Below are 18,035 nucleotides of genomic sequence, written 5' to 3' on the forward strand. Positions count from 1 at the left end.
TGTCTTTGCCAATGCGCAGCTCACCGCAACGCATTTTAGGCCCCGTTGGACCCATTCAGTCAATGAGTGATATTTCTAATTAATAAATGCATTTGTCAATGGTGAAATTTATACCTATGATGCACAGCAGCTTGAAGGCCTTTACGTACAGCCCACGCGAGAGCACGAATGCGAAGATCATGATCGCCAAGGAACGGAAAATGGAAACGACCAAACTCGAACTTGCGCAGAAATTCCTGCGGACAATGGACGAAGCCGGGAACGTCTTTGAACTGCTGACCGACGATGTTGAGGTCATGTATCCCAAGTGGGGGATCGCAAAAGGTAAGGAAGATCTCGCCCAATTGTATACCGACCTCGGGCCTTACCTGAGCTCAATCAGCCACCACGCCGAGAGCTTTCGGTGTCTGACGGGCGACGATCAGGTCTGCATTTCAGGGCTGAGCTCGGGAACCTTGACCGACGGCAGAAGATGGGAACCTGACGGTGCATGTGGGGGACAATTCTGCGTCTGGTTCTCATTCCGTGAAGAGCTGATCAGCGGCATCTGGATCTACATCGATCCTGACTATGTCGACGGCACCAAGGGGTACTACCCGTGGTCACGCTGAACCGTTGAACAAACCTGGAGGCCAGGCCCGCATGCTGCCAAAGTGCCATAATATCGACGAGGTTCGAACATTGGCGAAGCGTCGACTGCCGGCCCCAATGTTTCATTACATTGATGGCGGCGCGGATGACGAATGGACCCTGAACCGGAATTGCTCGGCATATTCCGATTACCAGCTGCTCCCCGAATGCCTGCGGGATGTGAGCACCATAGACCTTTCGACCACGCTCTTCCGACAGCCTCTGGCACTGCCATTTTTTCTCGCGCCGACTGGCATGTCGCGGTTGTTTCATCATGACAAGGAACTGGCAGTCGCACGCGCAGCCGAGGCCGCCGGTACTCTTTATTCGCTTTCCACACTCGGCACTACGTCGCTTGAGGACATCGCCGCGGCGATTTCAACACCAAAGATGTTCCAGATTTATATCCTGAAGGATCGCGGGTTAACGCTTGAGTTCGTTCACCGCTGCAAGGCGGCGGGATATGAGGCCCTGTGCCTAACAGTAGACATGGCAATGGCCGGTAACCGGGAACGCGATCTCAGGACCGGCATGGTCATGCCGCCACGCTTCGGGTTGAAGAGCCTCTGGAGCTTTGCAACTCACCCGGTCTGGTCGATGAACCTGGCGCTCCATCCCGACTTCAAACTTGCAAACGTCGCGCACCGAGTCGATGCGCTTGGTGGCGGCGCGATGGGCCTGATTGACTATGTAAACAGCCAGTTCGACCGAACAGTAATCTGGTCCGATGTCGAATGGCTGCGCGCGCAATGGGACGGGCCACTTATTTTGAAGGGTGTTCTGTCTTCTGCCGATGCGTTGCGTGCGAAGGCGATTGGCGTTGATGGCCTAATGATTTCCAACCACGGCGGCCGCCAGCTTGATGGCGCACCCGCACCGATTGATCTCGTTCGCTCTATCCGTCAGATGGTTGGAGATTCTATGGATTTGGTTGTCGATGGTGGAATTCGGCGCGGCACCGATATCGTCAAGGCATTGGCACTGGGTGCCAATGCATGCTCCTTTGGCAAAGCATACCTCTACGGGCTGGCTGCTGGCGGACAGGCCGGGGTGGCGCGGGTGTTGGATCTGCTCAAAACTGAAGTCATCCGCGCAATGACGCTGCTGGGCTGTGCAGCGATCGCCGAAATTTCGGAGCGGCACATTCATGGGTTGGTCGAGACCCTAAATTCACCTGGACAGAGGTAGGCCTCCGCAAAAATTCGCCGCGCAAGCTGCACTTCGATCCTGCTCCCAATGATGCAACAATAATTCCGAAAAGGATCAAGAAATGCCAAGACACTTCCATACCATCAGCCAGGCGGACGCCGAGACAATGGCTGCGACCCGCACATTTCTCAAAAGCATGCCCGGACTGGCCCTTGCGCCTGAGACCCGGCCTTTCTTTGATGACATGATTGCGCAGACACCGCTTGCCGATGGGGTCGACTATGAGGCCGACACGGTAGGTGGAGTTCCAGGCTGGTGGTGCCGTCCCAAGAATACCCCAACCCATGGGGTGATCCTTTATCTACACGGCGGTGGCTATGTCATGGGTAGCGCCGAGGCGTATCGCCATCCGGTTGGTCAGATCGCCGCGAAAGCCAAGGTCAGCGCCTTCGCACTCGACTATGCACTCGCACCGGAACGGCCTTTCCCGGCAGCCTTTGACGAGGCCTTGGCTGCGTATGATGCGCTTGTCAGCCGCGGATACACTCGCATCGCCATCGCCGGAGATTCAGCTGGTGGAGGCCTGACGCTGGCGCTGGCAGCATTTGTCAGCACGTACCGCGAAGTGAAACCTTCGGCCCTTGTTGCAATCTCGCCCTGGGTCGACATGACAGCCAGCGGTGAGAGTTTTGTCAGCCGCGCGGCAGTAGACCCGATGCTAGATCGCGGCAAAATCATAGCCTGCGCAAACGCGTATCTCGCTGGCGCCGCCCCCGAGGATCCGCGTGCGTCGCCAGTCTTTGGCAACTTTTCAGGTCTCCCCCCAATCCTCATTCATGTCGGCGATGACGAAGTGCTACTTGATGACTCAGTTCGCTTTGCCGAACAGGTTGAGCGCGCTGGCGGCGTTGCTGATCTGCATGTCTGGGAAGGAATGTTGCACGTCTTCACTTCGAGTATCGCGACCCTTGAAGCAGCACGGGAAGCGATGGGAGGAATCGGTTCGTTTCTGGCGTCGGCGCTAAGGGAGCGGTAATCCGTCTCCAGCTCGACTATTCCACTCTCCGCCAATGAAATGCTTCAGTTCCATAACTCTGTCGGTCACAAACCTTCTCCGATAGGTTCAAGTCTCCGGATTTTGGCATCATCAAGCATCCGGGGCACTCATCGGATAGCCACGGTCAGCATAATCAAATCCTCCGAGCTCAAGCATTTCGAGCGAACTGTCCTGTGGTGAGGCGTAGTAGGCGCGAATTTCCTGAATCCGTCCCGCTGGCGAGAAGATGTACCATTCATCTCCGCGCAGGATCACCCCGAATTTCCGCTTGAAATGGCTCCACTCAATCACCGCGCGGCGACTTTCGGGCTCGCAGATGACCTGATCGACAGTCCAGTGGGAACCCAGATTGCGGACCGCTTCATTCCATTTGCGGGCGATGGTTTGCGCGCCAACAAAGGGGCCTTCATACATTCCGGGCGGGAAATAATGGACGCCATCCGGTTCGAAGCAGGCGGCAATACGCTCGATATCTCCCGAATTGCACGCATCAAAATAGTCGCGAATCCACGCTTCCATACCTGTTTTGGTCAAGCCTGCCATTAACCCACTCCTATTCCCGCCAGCTACCGCACGAGCAAGCCCGCCAAGCGACTATTCGCCCTCATTCTAGCATTGTTGCTTATTCACTACTAGTAGTTGCTTTCACTATAAGGGAATGATAATTAACTTGAGGCTTGCTGGCAAGGCCAAGGAACGGCCGGATGCTGCGTTTTGAATGGACCACGTGGGAGTGGAGATAAAGTTCGTCAATTTTCTGCGTGATGGCCGCCACGGCTTCGGTCATGCTGAGGGCGGATAGGTTGTCTGCTGTTGTGTGTCGGGCGACATGATCGCCTTGGGCAATCCATTTGGCGCCGGGATCAACCGTCAGCCGCCGCATTGGCTCGAGCCTCAAGACCGGATCGACGTCGCCACAAGCTGGATGGTGACATTGTCCAACCGCATCATCGACGAGGTTGCCAGTTAAATTTGATTTGGAGGCGATCGGCAAGTCAAGCAAATGGAGGATCGAATGAGTGAAGCAAGCGCGGTCGTGAGGCCCGAAATTGGCAAGTCGATAGTCGCAAAAGGGCTGAAAACCAATTATCTTGAAGCAGGATCGGGTACTCCAATCGTGTTGATTCACGGTTCTGGTCCGGGCGTGAGCGCCTGGGCGAACTGGAGATTGGTGATCGACAAGGTCGCTTCCAATGCCAGAGTCATTGCCATCGATATGGCTGGATTTGGCTTTACCGAGCTGGAGCCGGGCGCGAAGTACACCATGCCTTATTGGCTCGAACATCTTACCGCGTTTCTCGATGCGCTTGGTCTCGATCGGGTTTCGTTTCTCGGCAATTCGTTCGGAGGCACTCTAGCGACGCATTTCGCGCTCAAGAATCCCGAGCGAGTGGCGCGAATTGCAATGATGGGGGCCAATTTGCTCTCCTTCCCAATCACTCCGGCGCTTGACAGATTGTGGGGAGAAGATGCGCTCACACATGATTTGATGACAGAGCACATGCGCTTTTTCCCATACAACAAGGCACTGATCACCGATGACTTGGTCGAAAGCCGTCTCGCTGCATGCGCTCGCCCGGAATACCAGGCAGCGTTCCGCTCGATGTTCCCGGCACCTCGCCAAAAGATTGTCGATGCAATGGCACTGACCGAAGAGCAGCTGACGTCACTTGAATGCGAGGCCCTCCTCTTGCATGGCCGGGAAGATGTGGTTGTCCCAGTTGATGTGAGTATCCGCGCCCAAGCACTGATCCCACGCTCACAGCTTCATGTATTCGGGCAATGCGGTCATTGGGTGATGATTGAATACAACCGCATGTTTGTCGAGCTAATGCGGAGCTTTTTTGTCAGCGGAAACTGATTTCGCCATTGGGTGCTGTCAGTCGGATGGCAACTCGTCTCTGGTCCGCGCAGTGCTCCCAAACGCTAGCGATCCTCAGGCCATGAGGACCTGCCAATCGGCCAAGGCTGTTGTGCTCGTCTGAATCGACAGTGGGGTTTGAAGTTACCGCCGTGGTTCACGTAGCGGTGACGGCCATCAGGTCGATTTCAACCAGGAATTCCGGCTTTGAAAGACGCGTCACACCGATCATGGTGCTTGGGGGCATCCTCGCTGGGTCGAAAAAGGATGGGACGTCGGGAGCGAGGATGGCCTCAGCGAACCTGTCCACATTCAATACGAAAATGCGACGAAATACCACGTCGTCCCACGTGGCCCCCGCTGCCGCCAGCTGGAGCGCCAAATTCTCCATTACCTGCAGGTACTGGCCAAGATAGTCGCCGAGCGCGACTGGTTCATAGTTCGCGTCGGATGGCGTTTGTCCGGCAATGAAGATCAACGTGCCGGGATTCCTGATGGCGACCACCCGTGAGAAGCCCGGATGATTGAAGATGCCTTCGGGGTTGATGATCGCCTTTTCCATTGCTGTCGCCTTTCACATCGAGCAAAAAATTCAGAGCCGACGCGTCAGCATCGGTCTTGCGCGCATCCCCCGGCTAGCAGAAAATTCATTATTGACAAATGCATTCATCAAAACGTAACGCAATCGAAGAGGCGCTGTCCGAGGTTGGGGGTGACGTTCGAGGCAACGAAAGAACGTTCAAGAGCATTCCAATCGAGCCCGGAACTGCACGCAACGCCCCGTAGGGCCGAAAAGGGCGACCATGACCGATCAGGAAAAGCTTGCGACACTTTGGGACGAGCGTAATGTCTCGAAGGTCATCCTCACGTTCGGTCGAGCGCTCGATACGGGTAACTGGGATAGTTATTGCAGTTGTCTGACCGACCCGCTCAATTTGGATTTTCAACGGTTGACCGGTCATGGTGAAGTGACCGTAACGCATAGATTGCTTACCCGTTGGGCAACCGCCTTCTTTGAACCGCTGCGCCGCCATCATGTCTATTCGAACTTCGCAATTACGCTGGACGGCGATCGCGCCCATGCCCTCGTCTATATGACCTCGCGTCACTGGAAATCGACCGACATGGGGGCGGTCTTCAACAATCAATACGGCTGGTACGACTTTGATTTGCAGCGGGACGGGGAGACCTGGCTGATCAATCGGATCAAGCATGACTTCCGTTGGGTGGACGGTAACGCAGGCCTGTTCGACCTGAACAATCCGGAATTGCTGGACTCCATGCAGGCGATCTTCTGCAAGGCCAATCTCGCGTCGTGAGCGCTCGCCGGCTGTCCCGCGGGATTCGCGCGAGCGGTGGCGGCCGGGACGACTTGGCTGCCTAGCGGGCCCTAACTGAATCGAGCGCGACATCAACGATCGTGTCCTCCACCATTCATGCTTTTGCGGCAGCAAATGCATTATACCAATCGCCATATCGACGCACCCAAAGGTCTTAGGAATCATTTTCCTGTACTGTCGAAACGTTTCAAAAGACGGCATGGGCGCCGCGCTCTGGAGTGGCAGTCCCGCAGAGAACCGACCGATAGAAGTCGAACAGGGTCTCGGTTCCTGTGGACGGCGTGGCTGCCGCATCATAACGGCCAGTTTGCGGGTCCAGCACTAGCATCGACTCGGTCGCATAATAGCGGCCGATCCGTGCCAGTTCCGCCTTTTCCGCTAGGCCTGGGACAATATGGCCCAGTGTTCCAAGCGCACCGGCAATCCCATCGAGCAGGGCGACCGGCACCGATCGGAATTTGGGCGTACGCCCCAATAATGCAAACAGGGCCTCGCCTTGGTCGCGCGGCGTTATCGCGCTGCCGGGCCCACCGATCGGCAGAATCCGGTTCCACCGGTCTTCGTCGGTCAAACAGCCCGCGATATAATCAGCCAGATCGCTGTCGCTGATGGGCTTGCATGCCGTGAGGGTGCCGTCACCAAAGAGCAGGAAGGGCCGACCCTTCTTCACGCGCTCGATCTGACCGGAGAGCGATTTGAAAAACGCAGTCGGCCGTATGATCGAATAACGCAGGCCAGAGTCAATCAGCGCCGCCTCGAACGCCAGCTTGGCCTGCTGAAAGGCAAGCAGCGGCTTCTGGACGCAAATCGCTGACAGGAGGACGAAGTGGCTGACGCTGAACTGGCTTGCGAATTCCAGCACATTCAGATGCGCGCGATAATCGACCGCCCATGCGTCTTTTGGCACTCCGGTACGTGAGGCCATGCACGACACAATCGCATCAAACTCCTTCGCTCCAAACCCATCACGAACAATCGACGCCTTGTCGCTTATGTCGACCTCCTTCACCGCCGCGCCATCAAAGAGTGGCAGACAGCCGGGAGTCGGATTTCCTCGCTGAACGCCAGTGCGAGGCCTGACGAAGCAAACAACTTCGTGTCCGCGCTGCACAAGCGCTGCCACTGTCGCGCGGCCGATGGTTCCGGTTGCCCCAAGAACACAGACCCGTTGTCGCGCATCGGCTTCTGGCATGCCTGCGGACGCAGCGGCGGCCGCTGGCGATGGTTGCGTCGTCTTTTCGGTGCCTCTCACAATGTCCCTGCCTGTTGGCCCGACGCTGTTGCGCCCGTTGAGGCCAGATCACCCATTATGGCGCCCACAGCAATGCGAACAAGCCCCGGCGAACGAGATGCTTGGGCATGTTGACGCCACGAATAACTTTTAATAACACGTTATATAACTTGCTATGGAGAATATCATGCACGACGTCATCACGGATATGGGGCCATCATTTCTGGGCAGCAGATTGAAGCGACTGGCAGAGCGGATGCAGGCGGGCGCAATGAGCGCCATTGCACATGCCGGACTGCCCCTGCAGCCCAGTCACATGGCCGTCCTCGCTGCACTTCGTGGGGGGCCCATGACAGTGGGGCAAATAGCGCGCGCCATCGGGATCAGTCAGCCGGGGGTCACCCGCAGCGTGGGTCAAATGATAAAGCTGGGAATAGTCGCTGATGTTCAAGTGGCTGACCAGCGCACCCGATTGGTTGAACTGTCTCCGGCCGGTCATGACGCCGCGCAAAAATCGGCAACCGATCTTTGGCCGCGGATAGGCATGGCCGCCGAAGAACTGATAGCGAACGTGTCGGGACGTTTCATGTCCGACCTGTCCATCATCGAGCGCGCACTTGACGCCGAGTCGATTGCGGATCGGGCGGCCCGCGCCCGGCCGGGCGGTCTGAAGATCCGCGAATTCGAAGAGGCGTTGGCCAGCGACTTTCACGATATCAATGCACAATGGATTTCGACGATGTTCTCTTTGGAAGCGACCGATCGCGAAGTTCTGGAAAATCCGTACGCGACAATCATTGATCCCGGCGGCGTCATACTCTTTGTGGAGGCGCCCGGGTTGGGCATCGTCGGCACATGCGCGCTCCAAAGGACTGGCGAAATGAGCCTGGAACTGACCAAAATGGGCGTGCGCGAGAGCGCCCGAGGCCTCAAGGCGGGAGAGTTTCTGCTGCATGCTGCCATTGCGCGCGCGAAGACCCTTGGAGCCAATCCTCTTTACCTTTTGACCAACAAGAGCTGTGCTGCGGCGATCCACCTGTATGAAAAGCTGGGGTTCGCTCATGACGCAGAAATCATGGCCCGGTATGGCTCACGATATCAACGGTGCGATGTCGCGATGCGCTACGTCCAGGGGCCGCGTGCAGACGAACGCCGGCATGCGCCGAACATTACAAAGTCGTAACTTGAACTTGGCCCACACGCTTGGTCGAATGCCACTGCGCCCGCACATGGGGCGCGACCAGTGGGAGAGTAACAATGCGCAAGTTCACTGCGATACTGACGGCCGTCTTGCTCGTGACCGGATCGGCTACGGGCGCCTATGCAGCACCGTGCAAGGATGCAAAAGGCAAATTCATCAAATGTCCGCCTGCTGCGCCCAAAAAGGCAGCTCGCTGCAAGGACGCAAAGGGCAAGTTCGCCAAGTGCGGGACTGCGGGCGCAAAGCCGATCTGAGCATCAGGGGGCGCGGCCGATCTGCTGCGCCCCAATGCCTCAGGCAGCCATATCGGCCTTTACAAAATCGGCGCAGCGTTCGCCGATCATGATCGAGGGCGCGTTTGTATTGCCCGAAACGAGCCTCGGCATGATTGACGCGTCGGCCACATAGAGCCCCGTCACGCCTCGCACGCGCAGGCGCGGATCGCACACGGCGGCATCATCCGACCCCATGCGCGCTGTGCCAACGGGGTGGTAGACCGTATCCGCCCGGTTGCGGATCATCTGCTCGAGCGCCGCATCGTCATCAAGCGGTGTCGCATGCCGGTCCTTTCCGCCATGCCGTGAAAGAGGCGGAGATGTGAGAATCCGGTGGAGCATGCGGACGCCCTTTTTCATGATCTCCATATCCCGACTGTCGGTCAGGAAACCTGGATCAATCAGCGGAGCCGCCGCCGGGTCTGCACTGGCGAGCCTGACCGTGCCCCGGCTTTCCGGCCTCAGCACGCAGACATGCCCTGAAAATCCCGCTTCCTTCACTTTTTCCCGCCCATGATCTTCAAGGATCGCAGGCACGAAATGGAACTGGAGATCCGGCACGGCGACATCGGGTGATGATTTCGCAAAGCCCCCGGCTTCGGCATAGTTGGTTGTCATCGGACCCGTCCGCTTGCGAATCCATTCCCAGAGCGCACCGGCTGTCCGGAAGATGGTCCTGAGGTTGGTGCCGGTGAACACCGTGCCACCGGTTTCAAAGCCCGCGACATAGTCGATGTGATCCTGCAGATTCTCGCCAACCGCAGGCCGGTCTACGACAACGGGAATGCCGTGTTCCCGCAAATGGTCGGCGGGGCCTATGCCTGACAGCAGCAGCAACTGGGCAGTCCCGAAAACGCCGCCCGCCAGGATCACGGCCTTGCGGGCGCGGATCGTCCTGCGCTTGCCGCCCTGCATGAACACGACGCCCGTTGCCCGGCCATCCTCGATCAGCACCCGCTCGACCAGCGCCCCGTTTTCGACCGCGAGCCGCCCGGCATCGCGATTGCCCTCCACATAGGCGCGTGCGGACGTCCATCGTTCGCCGTTGCGCTGGGTCACCTGATAGAGGCCGACCCCTTCGAAACGGGCGCCGTTGAAGTCCGGGTTGCGTGGCAACTGCAGAGAGGCAGCGGCCTCGACGAAATCGACGCTGCCCGGGTTGGGATGGGTCTGGTCGCTGACCGTAAGCGGTCCATCGCCGCCGTGATAATCATCCGCGCCGCGCACGTTGCTTTCGGCGCGCCGGAAGATCGGCAGCACATCCTTGTACGCCCAGCCATCGCAGCCAAGCGCTGCCCAATTGTCATAATCCCAGGCACAGCCGCGAATATAGACCATTGCATTGATCGCGGAGGAGCCGCCCAGGCCACGCCCCCGCGGCTGATATCCCGTCCGGCCATTGAGGCCGGGCTGAGGAACGGTTTCGAACTGCCAGTTGGTGCTGGGGGGAAGGAAGGGGAATAGGCCCGGCGCGCGCACGCGGATATCGGTGTTCTTGCCGCCGGCCTCAATCAGGCAGACCTTGAACTTGCCATCTTCGCTCAGCCGGCCAGCTGCTGCACTGCCGCCCGAGCCGCCGCCAATCACGACGATATCGAATTCATCCACCCTGCTGCTCCTGCCATCTTTGCTTGATCGTATCGGAGGTATCGCGGCTGCCATCATGGCTCCATCCAGGCGGGCCGAACAGATAGCCGAGCTTTGCCCCGAACGGGGCAGCCCAGAGGTCCTTCGCAATACCGATCCATTCGTGGAAGACGCTCCACAAGAGATTGAACGTCCCCAGTTGCTTCACGATGCCATAACGGATCGGCTCGTCCTCGACTTCGGGCGTAAAGCTTCCGAACATCCGGTCCCAGATGATGAAGACGCCTGCATAGTTCGCGTCGAGATATCGTGGGTTGGTCGCATGATGCACCCGGTGATGGCTCGGCGTATTCATGACCGCCTCGAACCAGCGCGGAAGGCGGCCGATTGCCTCGGTGTGAATCCAGAATTGATAGATGAGATTGAGGCCGCCAACAAAGAACACCATCGCCGGGTGGAAGCCGATCAGCATCAGCGGCAAGCGAAAAGCGAACGATCCGGCAATGAAGCCTGTCCAGGTCTGCCGCAGTGCGGTCGAGAGATTGTAATGCTGGCTGGAATGGTGGTTGACATGGCTCGCCCAGAACCAGCGGACGCGATGCGCTGTGCGATGGAAGACATAATAGGCAAAATCGTCGAGCACGAAGCAGGCGATCCAGGCCCACCAGGCAAAAGGGATCGTGATCGCGCGATACTGGTAGAGCCAGACCGACAGACCGAAGATCAGAGCACCTGTCAGGGCCCCGGCAACCGAACTGCCGAAACCAAAGAGCAGCGACGTGAGTGTGTCCTTTGGCTCATATTTCTCCGGCGCCCGGAAACGGGCCCAGATCATTTCGATGAGGATCAGCAGCACAAAGACTGGCACCGCATAATCAACAGGATTTGGGAGTGTGTTCATTGCAGGTGCCTCAGCCCCGAAGCCCAATATTGCGCATCGGGCCCAAGATCGAGCGTGATCGACCCGAAGGTTCGTTCTCCCGTGCCGATCGTCAGGAAATTCCTGTCGAGCCGCGCAACAACATTGCGGTCGAGGAGACGCCCGACGAAATGCGCACCGTTGCGACGGATCAGCATCTGGCGACCAGCGCCATCCCGAAGCAACGCTCCGATGCCGGCCTTGTCAAGCGCGATGGCGATCGGCTTGAACCCACATATGGTCTGGTCGGCGAGCGCGGCGGCTTCCTGCTCATTCCTGATCCGGACATCGCCGCCAAGCTTCAACCACCAGGCCACTGCGGCCATGAACAGAACCGCCACCAAAGAGAGACCAAGCTGGATCAGCGGGTTCATGCCCTGGCCCGAAGCATGTCCATAAGCGTGGCAACAGGGGCAAGATCATAGCCCGCCCGCGCAGCCTTTTCCGCGAGCACAGCCGGATGCTCACCCTTCGCAGACTGCGCAAGAGCCCAAAGCAATGTGGAGCGCGTGCCCGAACGGCAATAGGCGAGAACAGGCCCTGTCGCGCCATCAAGCGCTGCCCGCATGGCTGCAACCTGCGGCTCGGAGAATCCGGAATGCGAAACGGGAATGGCGACATAGTCAAGGCCTTCGGCGCGCGCCGCGGCTTCGATTGCGGCACCCGGAACCTGATCATCCGATTCGCCTTCGGGGCGATTGTTGATGATCAGCCGGACCCCAAGGGCCTTTGCTTCCGCTACGGCATCGACGCCGATCTGCGGAGCGACCATGATCGCATCGTCAAGGGTGCGGAACATCGCTTTTCTCCTCCTGTGAGCGCTTTAGAACAGACAGAAAGGCATCGCCATAGGCTTCGAGCTTGCGCGCACCGACGCCACTGATTCGGCCAAGTTCGTCAAGCCGTGTCGGCTTCGCCGCGGCCATTTCGCGCAACGTAGAATCGTGGAAAATCACGTAGGGCGGAACGCTCGATGCCGCAGCAAGGTCACGGCGCAGTGCCCGCAATGCATCGAACAGCGGATCACCGGCAGGATTGGCGGCGGCATCGCGCCTGCGTCGGCGCTCGCGTTTCGGCGGGATGGCCAGTTCGACGCTGGCGTCGCCCTTCAGGATGGCCCGGGCCTCGGGCCCGAACATCAGGCCACCATGTTCATTGGGCCTCAAGGCATCGCGCAAGACAAGCGCTCGGGCGACAGGCCTGATCAGTGCGACCTCGTCGCCATCGACGATCCCGAAGACAGACAGGGCATCATGGCCCAGCTTTTCAACACGTTCGCTGGTTGCTCCGGTCAGCACTGCTTCAAGGTGTCCCACCCCGAAACTCTGGCCAGTGCGATAGACAGCCGAGAGGAACTTCCTTGCAGTTTCGCTCGCGTCGACAGATGCCGGACGCTCAAGGCAATTATCGCAATTCCCGCAAGCCTCGGGCGGACTCTCGCCAAAATGCCGCAATAATATGGCGCGCCTGCAGCCTGCCGTTTCGACAAGAGCCCCAAGAGCCGCCAGACGCGTGCGTTCGCCCTGCAGTCTCGCCGGGTCGATTTCGCCCAGCCTTTGCCGCGCCCGGGCAAAATCCTCTGCACCCCAGAACATGTGTGCATATGCCGGATCGCCGTCGCGCCCCGCGCGGCCGGTTTCCTGGTAATAGGCCTCAATGGACTTGGGCAGCCCGGCATGCGCTACGAAACGCACGTCGGGCTTGTCGATGCCCATGCCGAAGGCCACCGTCGCAACCATCACCATGTCTTCGGACACGACAAAGTCATGCTGATTCTTCGCCCGCACTTGCGGGTCTAGCCCGGCATGATAGGCACGTGTCGGCCGGCCGGCCTTGCTCAGCTGCTCGGCCAGCTTCTCGGTTGCCACGCGCGTCTGGGCATAGACGATGCCGGGGCCGGGCGTGCTGGCGACAAGGTCCGCAATCTGTTGCGCCGTGCCCTGACGTGGAGACATGGCGTAACGGATATTGGGTCGGTCGAATCCCGCGACGATCATGCCGCCAATGGGAATACCCAGCTGCGCAAGTATATCGGCGCGGGTATGCGCATCGGCAGTTGCTGTCAGCGCAAGGCGCGGTACGTCCGGAAAGTCGTCAAGCAACGGTCTCAACAGGCGATAGTCGGGACGGAAATCATGCCCCCATTCGGACACGCAATGCGCTTCGTCGATTGCAAAGAGCGAAACCCGGGCTTCGCGGAGCAGGCCGCGAAACTCATGCCCCGATGCCCGTTCGGGCGCTGCATAGAGCAGGTCCAGTTCACCCAGGCGAAAACGAGCCAGTGTTTCGTCCCGATTGTCATCGGCTGACGTCAGGGACGCTGCACGGATGCCGATTGCAGTTGCAGCGCGCAGCTGATCATGCATCAGGGCGATCAGCGGGGAAATCACAACGCAGGTGCCGTCCATCGCAAGCGCCGGCAACTGGTAACAGAGCGATTTGCCAGCACCTGTGGGCATCACGGCCAGCGTCCGCTCGCCCGCCAGAACGCGGTCGATCACCGTCTGCTGGACACCCCTGAATTCATGGAAGCCGAACGCCGTCTGGAGAATGGAAAGGGCGTCCGCCACGGTTGTTCAGCCCTAGTCCTGCCGGGGCCCCTCGAACCGTTCGATCACCCAGTCCTCGGCCTGCGCTTCGGCAATCCAGTCCTGCATGAACGGATGGGCGATGACGTCCCGCATATAGGCCTCGGCAAATTGGGCGACGGGCAGGCCGTAGGTGATGAATCGCGTCACCACCGGCGCAAACATGATATCGACCGCGCCGAAATCGCCGAAAAGGAATGGCCCCGTTCCACCGAAGCGCGCGCGGGCTTGCGCCCATAATTCCATGATGCGCTCAATATCGGCGGCGACCTCTGCATTTGGAGCCGCGGGCGGATAGATCTGGCGGATGTTCATCGAATGCCCGCGCCGCAAGGCCGTGTAGCCTGCATGCATTTCAGCCGCCATCGAGCGAGCCATGGCGCGCGCGCCTTTATCTTTCGGCCAGAATTTGTCGCCGCCTGACTGCTCGTTCAAATGCTCGATAATCGCCAGGCTGTCCCATACCACGGCGTCCCCGTCCCAAAGGATCGGCACCTTGCCAGCGGAGGGAGCGAAGGCCTCTGCCTTGCGCCGCTCGTCCCAATCCTGATCGTAAAGCGGTACGACGATTTCCTCGAAATCGAGACCGGATTGCTTGCAGGCCAGCCAGCCGCGCAGCGACCAGCTCGAGTAATTCTTGTTACCGATATAGAGTTTGCGCATCGTTCAACCTGTCGCTTCGATTACGGCGGCGCGCAAGTCCGCGATGCCCATGCCCTTTTCGCTCGACGTCAGGATCAGCTCGGGATGGGCAGCCGCCCTCTTGCGCACCTCGGCTTCGGTTGCTGCAGCCACAGCCGCCAGCGCGCTGGCCTTGATCTTGTCTGCCTTGGTCAGGACAATGCGGTAGCTGACAGCGGCCTTGTCGAGCATGTCCATGACATCGCGATCGACATCCTTGAGACCGTGGCGGCTATCGACCAGAACCAGTGTCCGCTTGAGCACCTGCCGACCACGCAGATAATCGTTGATCAGGAAACGCCATTTCCTGACGACCTCCTTCGGCGCTTCGGCAAAGCCATAGCCTGGCATGTCGACCAACCGGAACTGCACGGGATTGCCGACATCGAAGAAATTGAGTTCCTGCGTCCGTCCCGGCGTGTTCGACGTGCGGGCAAGGCTGCTGCGGTTTGTCAGCGCATTGAGCAGCGACGATTTGCCGACGTTCGACCGACCGGCGAACGCAACCTCATTGACCGTCGGCTCAGGCAGAAATTCGAGCGAAGGCGCAGATTTCAGGAACCCAATCGGGCCGCTGAAAATCTTGCGGGCTGATTCCAGCTGTTCTTCGGAAAAACTCACGCCTTGACCGGATCTTTAAGCGCCGGATGCCGCGAATAGAGCCATTTCTGCTGCGCGATCGTCAGGATGTTCGACATGATCCAGTACAGCTGCAAGCCCGCTGCAAACGGTGCCATCATGAACATCATGATCCACGGCATGATGCTGAACATCTGCTGCTGGATGGGATCCATCGGTGCCGGATTGAGCTTGAACTGCAGCCACATCGTGATGCCGAGCAGCACGGGGAAGATGCCCAGCGCGAGAAATGTCGGCGGCGTGAAGTTCAGCAGGCCGAACAGATTGATGATCGTTGCCGGATCAGGTGCGGAAAGATCGTGGATCCAGAGCGCGAAAGGCTGATGCCGCATTTCGATCGTCAGCATCAGCACCTTGTAAAGGGCATAGAAAACCGGGATCTGGAGGAAGATCGGCAAGCAGCCCGCCATCGGGTTGATCTTTTCCTTCTGGTAAAGCGCCATCATTTCCTGCTGGAGCTTCGGCTTGTCGTCCTTGTAGCGTTCCTGCAGCGCCTTCAATTTCGGCTGAACCACACGCATGGCTGCCATTGAGGCAAACTGCCGCTGCGCAATCGGGAACATCAGGCCACGCACCGTGAGCGTGAGCAGGATGATCGCCACGCCGAAATTCCCGACCAGCTTGAACAGCCAGTCGAGATACTGGAAAATGGGTTTTTCGATGATCTCGAACCAGCCCCAGTCGATTGCCTTGTCGAACAGCGGGACGCCTGCTTCTTCATAGGCGTCGAGTGTGTTGACTTCCTTGGCACCGGCAAAAAGGCGGCTTGTGGTGCTAACAGCCTTGCCCGGCCCAACGATCACCTGGGGCACAGCAAATTCAGCCTGGTAGCTGCCATTGCCAGACCTGAAGCCTGCATCGATGCTGGATGCCTGATCGGGAATGAGCGCTGTCAGCCAGTAATGATCGCCAAAGCCGATCCAGCCACCCTTGCTCTGGAACCGCTGACCGGTTGCCGGATCGATGTCATCCCAATTCACCTTGTAGTTCACGGCGCCATTGAACGCCCCGATCGGGCCGACATGATTGGTCCAGCTGCTGGGGTCCTTCGACTTGCCCAGCCGGCTGATGAAGCCATAGGGACGCGCGCCCACGGCAGACGCCGCCCCATTTTCCATCCGCTGTTCGACCGAGAAGAGATAATTTGAGTCAACCGAGATGCGGATCGTAAAACGCTGTCCGGCCGCATTGTCCCACCTGAGCGTCACTGGTTTTTCGGGCGTCAGAGCTGCTGCATCTGCCTGCCAGACCGTGTTGGCGTTCGGTGCGGCAAGCCCGTCGCCGCTCCAGCCGAATCCCGCGAAATAGCTGGCCGTTGCATTGGCAGGAGCTAGCAACCTGACTGGTGGAGAATTCTTCTTGATGGTTTCCTTGTGCGAAAGAAGGACAAGATCATCGATCACCGCACCCTTCAGATTGATCGAGCCCTGGAGCCTTGGCGTTTCAATGGTCACGCGCGGCGCACCTGAAAGCGCCTGGGCCACCGTCTGGCGAACAGGCGCTGCAGCAATGGGCGCAGAGGCAGGTGCAGTCTGCACCTTGGGCGCGGTCACACCGGGCTTCGGCTGCGGAAAGAAGCGATCCGCAAGGGCCGTCCAGCCAATCAATACAAGCGCGGACAGCACGATCGCCAGGACCATGTTACGCTGATTATCCAAGGTCTCTTTCCCCTAAACTACGGTACCGGATCATAGCCATGCCCACCCCAGGGATGGCATCGCAAGATCCGTTTGGCTGACAGCCAGCCGCCTTTTGCCGCCCCATAGCGGCTTACCGCCTCGATTGCATAGGCCGAACATGTGGGTTGATACCGACAGGAGGGCGGCAGGATTGCCGAAGGCCCCTTTTGCCAGCCCCGCGCAAGCAGGATCAGCAGCCGGGCGATCATGAGCGCACCCGTGTGAGCGCGTGTGCAAGTTCGGCCTTGAGGGTCGAAAAATCACGCTCGACCCCGCCTGCGCGGCCGATCAGGACGTGGTCCGATCCCGGCACACCTTCCGGGCCAATCACCGCACGCGCCAGTTCGCGAAAACGGCGCTTCATGCGGTTGCGCACGACGGCATTGCCGATCTTCTTTGTGACTGTGATACCCAGTCGCATCGCCGGATCGCCATCGTTTCGTCCACGCACCAACAGCACAAAGCCGGGCGTCGCCACCCGGCTTGCTGCGTTGGCGGCCAGAAAGTCCGACCGCTTTCGAATCGAAATCAGGCGGAAAGCTTCTTGCGACCGCGGGCACGGCGCGCGCGAATCACGGCGCGCCCACCGACTGTCGCCATCCGGGCGCGGAAGCCGTGGCGGCGTGCGCGAACCAGGTTGCTCGGCTGAAAAGTGCGCTTCATCACTCATGTCCTTGGCAAAACGTCATAAACGAAAAAGGGCCGCCCGCGAAGACGGCCTTTGTTGCCGGAGCCGTTAGGCAGACTCGCCACGAAAGTCAATTGCCCGCCTTGTCCTTCTGCTTCTTGCGTTCCACCCGCCGCCGATGGCTGCGCCGCCGCAGTCCCCAATCAGCCCAATGGCCGATCTTCGGCTGCTTGCGTTTGAAGACCACATAATGCCGTTTGGCCCATAGTGAGCTCCTGAGGATCAGGCCAAGGCCAATTGCAAAAACGAATATCCCGCCTGGGCCCGGCAATGCCCCCACGAGCGGAGAGGCTATCAAGAGGACAACGCCGAAGATGGCCATCACCAGGCGATAAGTCGGGCTCCGGCCAAGAGCGTACCAGCGTTCCTTAAGCGTCATGTGCGCGATGTGGTGCCCTAATGTGGCAAGCGCAAGACATTGGCCATCATTTCTCGGAGCCTGGAGGACAATCGTGCGTCAGCCCCCTGCACCGCTCCAGCATCCGACCGGCGCAATACTGTGTAATCGTC

At 59.0% G+C, this 18,035-nt stretch carries 23 protein-coding genes; 7 read left to right on the forward strand and 16 right to left on the reverse strand.

Annotated elements, in window-relative coordinates:
- Window positions 1-116 precede the first annotated feature (116 nt).
- The 3 genes from K0O24_RS02275 (at window position 117) to K0O24_RS02285 (ending at window position 2,815) form a co-directional block, all read left to right on the forward strand.
- Window positions 117-611, forward strand: a complete 495-nt coding sequence (locus K0O24_RS02275; protein ID WP_219894218.1) for a nuclear transport factor 2 family protein — start codon at window positions 117-119, stop codon at window positions 609-611.
- Window positions 612-642: 31 nt separating this feature from the next.
- Window positions 643-1,818, forward strand: a complete 1,176-nt coding sequence (locus tag K0O24_RS02280) for an alpha-hydroxy acid oxidase (protein WP_219894219.1) — start codon at window positions 643-645, stop codon at window positions 1,816-1,818.
- Window positions 1,819-1,900: 82 nt separating this feature from the next.
- A complete protein-coding gene (locus K0O24_RS02285; RefSeq protein ID WP_219894220.1) occupies window positions 1,901-2,815 on the forward strand; it encodes an alpha/beta hydrolase in 915 nt (304 codons plus the stop codon).
- A 111-nt stretch (window positions 2,816-2,926) separates the two neighbouring features.
- Here the strand turns inward: K0O24_RS02285 and K0O24_RS02290 are convergent, their stop codons facing one another.
- Together K0O24_RS02290 and K0O24_RS02295 are read right to left on the reverse strand one after the other, a co-directional pair.
- Window positions 2,927-3,379 carry a nuclear transport factor 2 family protein gene (locus tag K0O24_RS02290; protein WP_219894221.1) on the reverse strand — a complete coding sequence of 151 codons (453 nt, stop codon included), beginning with the start codon at window positions 3,377-3,379 and terminating at the stop codon, window positions 2,927-2,929.
- A gap of 79 nt (window positions 3,380-3,458) precedes the next feature.
- Window positions 3,459-3,830 (reverse strand): hypothetical protein, encoded by a 372-nt coding sequence (locus K0O24_RS02295; protein ID WP_219894222.1) that lies wholly within the window; start codon window positions 3,828-3,830, stop codon window positions 3,459-3,461.
- 21 nt (window positions 3,831-3,851) lie between these two features.
- Here K0O24_RS02295 and K0O24_RS02300 point away from each other — a divergent pair, with 21 nt between their 5' ends.
- A complete protein-coding gene (locus tag K0O24_RS02300) occupies window positions 3,852-4,697 on the forward strand; it encodes an alpha/beta fold hydrolase (protein ID WP_219894223.1) in 846 nt (281 codons plus the stop codon).
- Between the two features lie 157 nt (window positions 4,698-4,854).
- Here the strand turns inward: K0O24_RS02300 and K0O24_RS02305 are convergent, their stop codons facing one another.
- Entirely contained in the window at window positions 4,855-5,259 is a 405-nt protein-coding gene (locus K0O24_RS02305) for a RidA family protein (protein WP_219894224.1), read from the reverse strand.
- 241 nt (window positions 5,260-5,500) lie between these two features.
- Here K0O24_RS02305 and K0O24_RS02310 point away from each other — a divergent pair, with 241 nt between their 5' ends.
- Entirely contained in the window at window positions 5,501-6,016 is a 516-nt protein-coding gene (locus K0O24_RS02310) for a nuclear transport factor 2 family protein (RefSeq protein WP_219894225.1), read from the forward strand.
- A 208-nt stretch (window positions 6,017-6,224) separates the two neighbouring features.
- Here the strand turns inward: K0O24_RS02310 and K0O24_RS02315 are convergent, their stop codons facing one another.
- The gene (locus tag K0O24_RS02315) at window positions 6,225-7,289 is read right to left on the reverse strand and encodes an NAD(P)H-binding protein (RefSeq protein WP_246611101.1); all 1,065 of its coding nucleotides are present in this window, start codon (window positions 7,287-7,289) and stop codon (window positions 6,225-6,227) included.
- 166 nt (window positions 7,290-7,455) lie between these two features.
- Here K0O24_RS02315 and K0O24_RS02320 point away from each other — a divergent pair, with 166 nt between their 5' ends.
- Together K0O24_RS02320 and K0O24_RS02325 are read left to right on the forward strand one after the other, a co-directional pair.
- On the forward strand, window positions 7,456-8,451 hold the full coding sequence (locus K0O24_RS02320; protein ID WP_219894226.1) for a bifunctional helix-turn-helix transcriptional regulator/GNAT family N-acetyltransferase: 996 nt from the start codon (window positions 7,456-7,458) through the stop codon (window positions 8,449-8,451).
- A gap of 74 nt (window positions 8,452-8,525) precedes the next feature.
- Window positions 8,526-8,723 (forward strand): hypothetical protein, encoded by a 198-nt coding sequence (locus K0O24_RS02325; RefSeq protein ID WP_219894227.1) that lies wholly within the window; start codon window positions 8,526-8,528, stop codon window positions 8,721-8,723.
- A 39-nt stretch (window positions 8,724-8,762) separates the two neighbouring features.
- On the opposite strand, the gene K0O24_RS02330 is transcribed toward K0O24_RS02325, so the two are convergent.
- From K0O24_RS02330 to K0O24_RS02385, 12 genes are all read right to left on the reverse strand, one after another.
- Window positions 8,763-10,352, reverse strand: coding sequence for a GMC family oxidoreductase (locus K0O24_RS02330; protein WP_219894228.1), 1,590 nt, complete (start codon window positions 10,350-10,352; stop codon window positions 8,763-8,765).
- Window positions 10,345-11,232, reverse strand: coding sequence for a sterol desaturase family protein (locus tag K0O24_RS02335; RefSeq protein ID WP_219894229.1), 888 nt, complete (start codon window positions 11,230-11,232; stop codon window positions 10,345-10,347). The genes K0O24_RS02330 and K0O24_RS02335 overlap by 8 nt, the downstream gene beginning before the upstream one ends.
- On the reverse strand, window positions 11,229-11,624 hold the full coding sequence (locus K0O24_RS02340) for a hypothetical protein (protein WP_219894230.1): 396 nt from the start codon (window positions 11,622-11,624) through the stop codon (window positions 11,229-11,231). The genes K0O24_RS02335 and K0O24_RS02340 overlap by 4 nt, the downstream gene beginning before the upstream one ends.
- Window positions 11,621-12,049: a protein tyrosine phosphatase family protein gene (locus tag K0O24_RS02345; protein ID WP_219894231.1), complete on the reverse strand. Its 429-nt coding sequence runs from the start codon at window positions 12,047-12,049 to the stop codon at window positions 11,621-11,623. Before K0O24_RS02345 ends, K0O24_RS02340 begins: the two co-directional genes overlap by 4 nt.
- Complete coding sequence (recQ, locus tag K0O24_RS02350) at window positions 12,033-13,820, reverse strand: DNA helicase RecQ (protein WP_219894232.1); 1,788 nt, start codon at window positions 13,818-13,820, stop codon at window positions 12,033-12,035. The genes K0O24_RS02345 and recQ overlap by 17 nt, the downstream gene beginning before the upstream one ends.
- Before the next feature lie 12 nt (window positions 13,821-13,832).
- Window positions 13,833-14,501, reverse strand: a complete 669-nt coding sequence (locus tag K0O24_RS02355; protein ID WP_219894233.1) for a glutathione S-transferase family protein — start codon at window positions 14,499-14,501, stop codon at window positions 13,833-13,835.
- Window positions 14,502-14,504: 3 nt separating this feature from the next.
- On the reverse strand, window positions 14,505-15,140 hold the full coding sequence (gene yihA, locus K0O24_RS02360; RefSeq protein ID WP_219894234.1) for a ribosome biogenesis GTP-binding protein YihA/YsxC: 636 nt from the start codon (window positions 15,138-15,140) through the stop codon (window positions 14,505-14,507).
- Window positions 15,137-16,816, reverse strand: a complete 1,680-nt coding sequence (gene yidC, locus K0O24_RS02365) for a membrane protein insertase YidC (RefSeq protein ID WP_219894235.1) — start codon at window positions 16,814-16,816, stop codon at window positions 15,137-15,139. Before yidC ends, yihA begins: the two co-directional genes overlap by 4 nt.
- 17 nt (window positions 16,817-16,833) lie before the next feature.
- Window positions 16,834-17,046: a membrane protein insertion efficiency factor YidD gene (yidD, locus tag K0O24_RS02370; RefSeq protein ID WP_219894236.1), complete on the reverse strand. Its 213-nt coding sequence runs from the start codon at window positions 17,044-17,046 to the stop codon at window positions 16,834-16,836.
- Window positions 17,043-17,369, reverse strand: a complete 327-nt coding sequence (rnpA, locus tag K0O24_RS02375) for a ribonuclease P protein component (protein WP_281421745.1) — start codon at window positions 17,367-17,369, stop codon at window positions 17,043-17,045. Before rnpA ends, yidD begins: the two co-directional genes overlap by 4 nt.
- The gene (rpmH, locus tag K0O24_RS02380; RefSeq protein WP_028056723.1) at window positions 17,366-17,500 is read right to left on the reverse strand and encodes a 50S ribosomal protein L34; all 135 of its coding nucleotides are present in this window, start codon (window positions 17,498-17,500) and stop codon (window positions 17,366-17,368) included. Before rpmH ends, rnpA begins: the two co-directional genes overlap by 4 nt.
- Window positions 17,501-17,595: 95 nt before the next feature.
- Window positions 17,596-17,904: a hypothetical protein gene (locus K0O24_RS02385; protein ID WP_246611103.1), complete on the reverse strand. Its 309-nt coding sequence runs from the start codon at window positions 17,902-17,904 to the stop codon at window positions 17,596-17,598.
- Window positions 17,905-18,035 lie beyond the last annotated feature (131 nt).

Origin of the sequence: Aquisediminimonas profunda, assembly GCF_019443285.1 — a bacterium.
GTDB lineage: Bacteria > Pseudomonadota > Alphaproteobacteria > Sphingomonadales > Sphingomonadaceae > Aquisediminimonas > Aquisediminimonas profunda.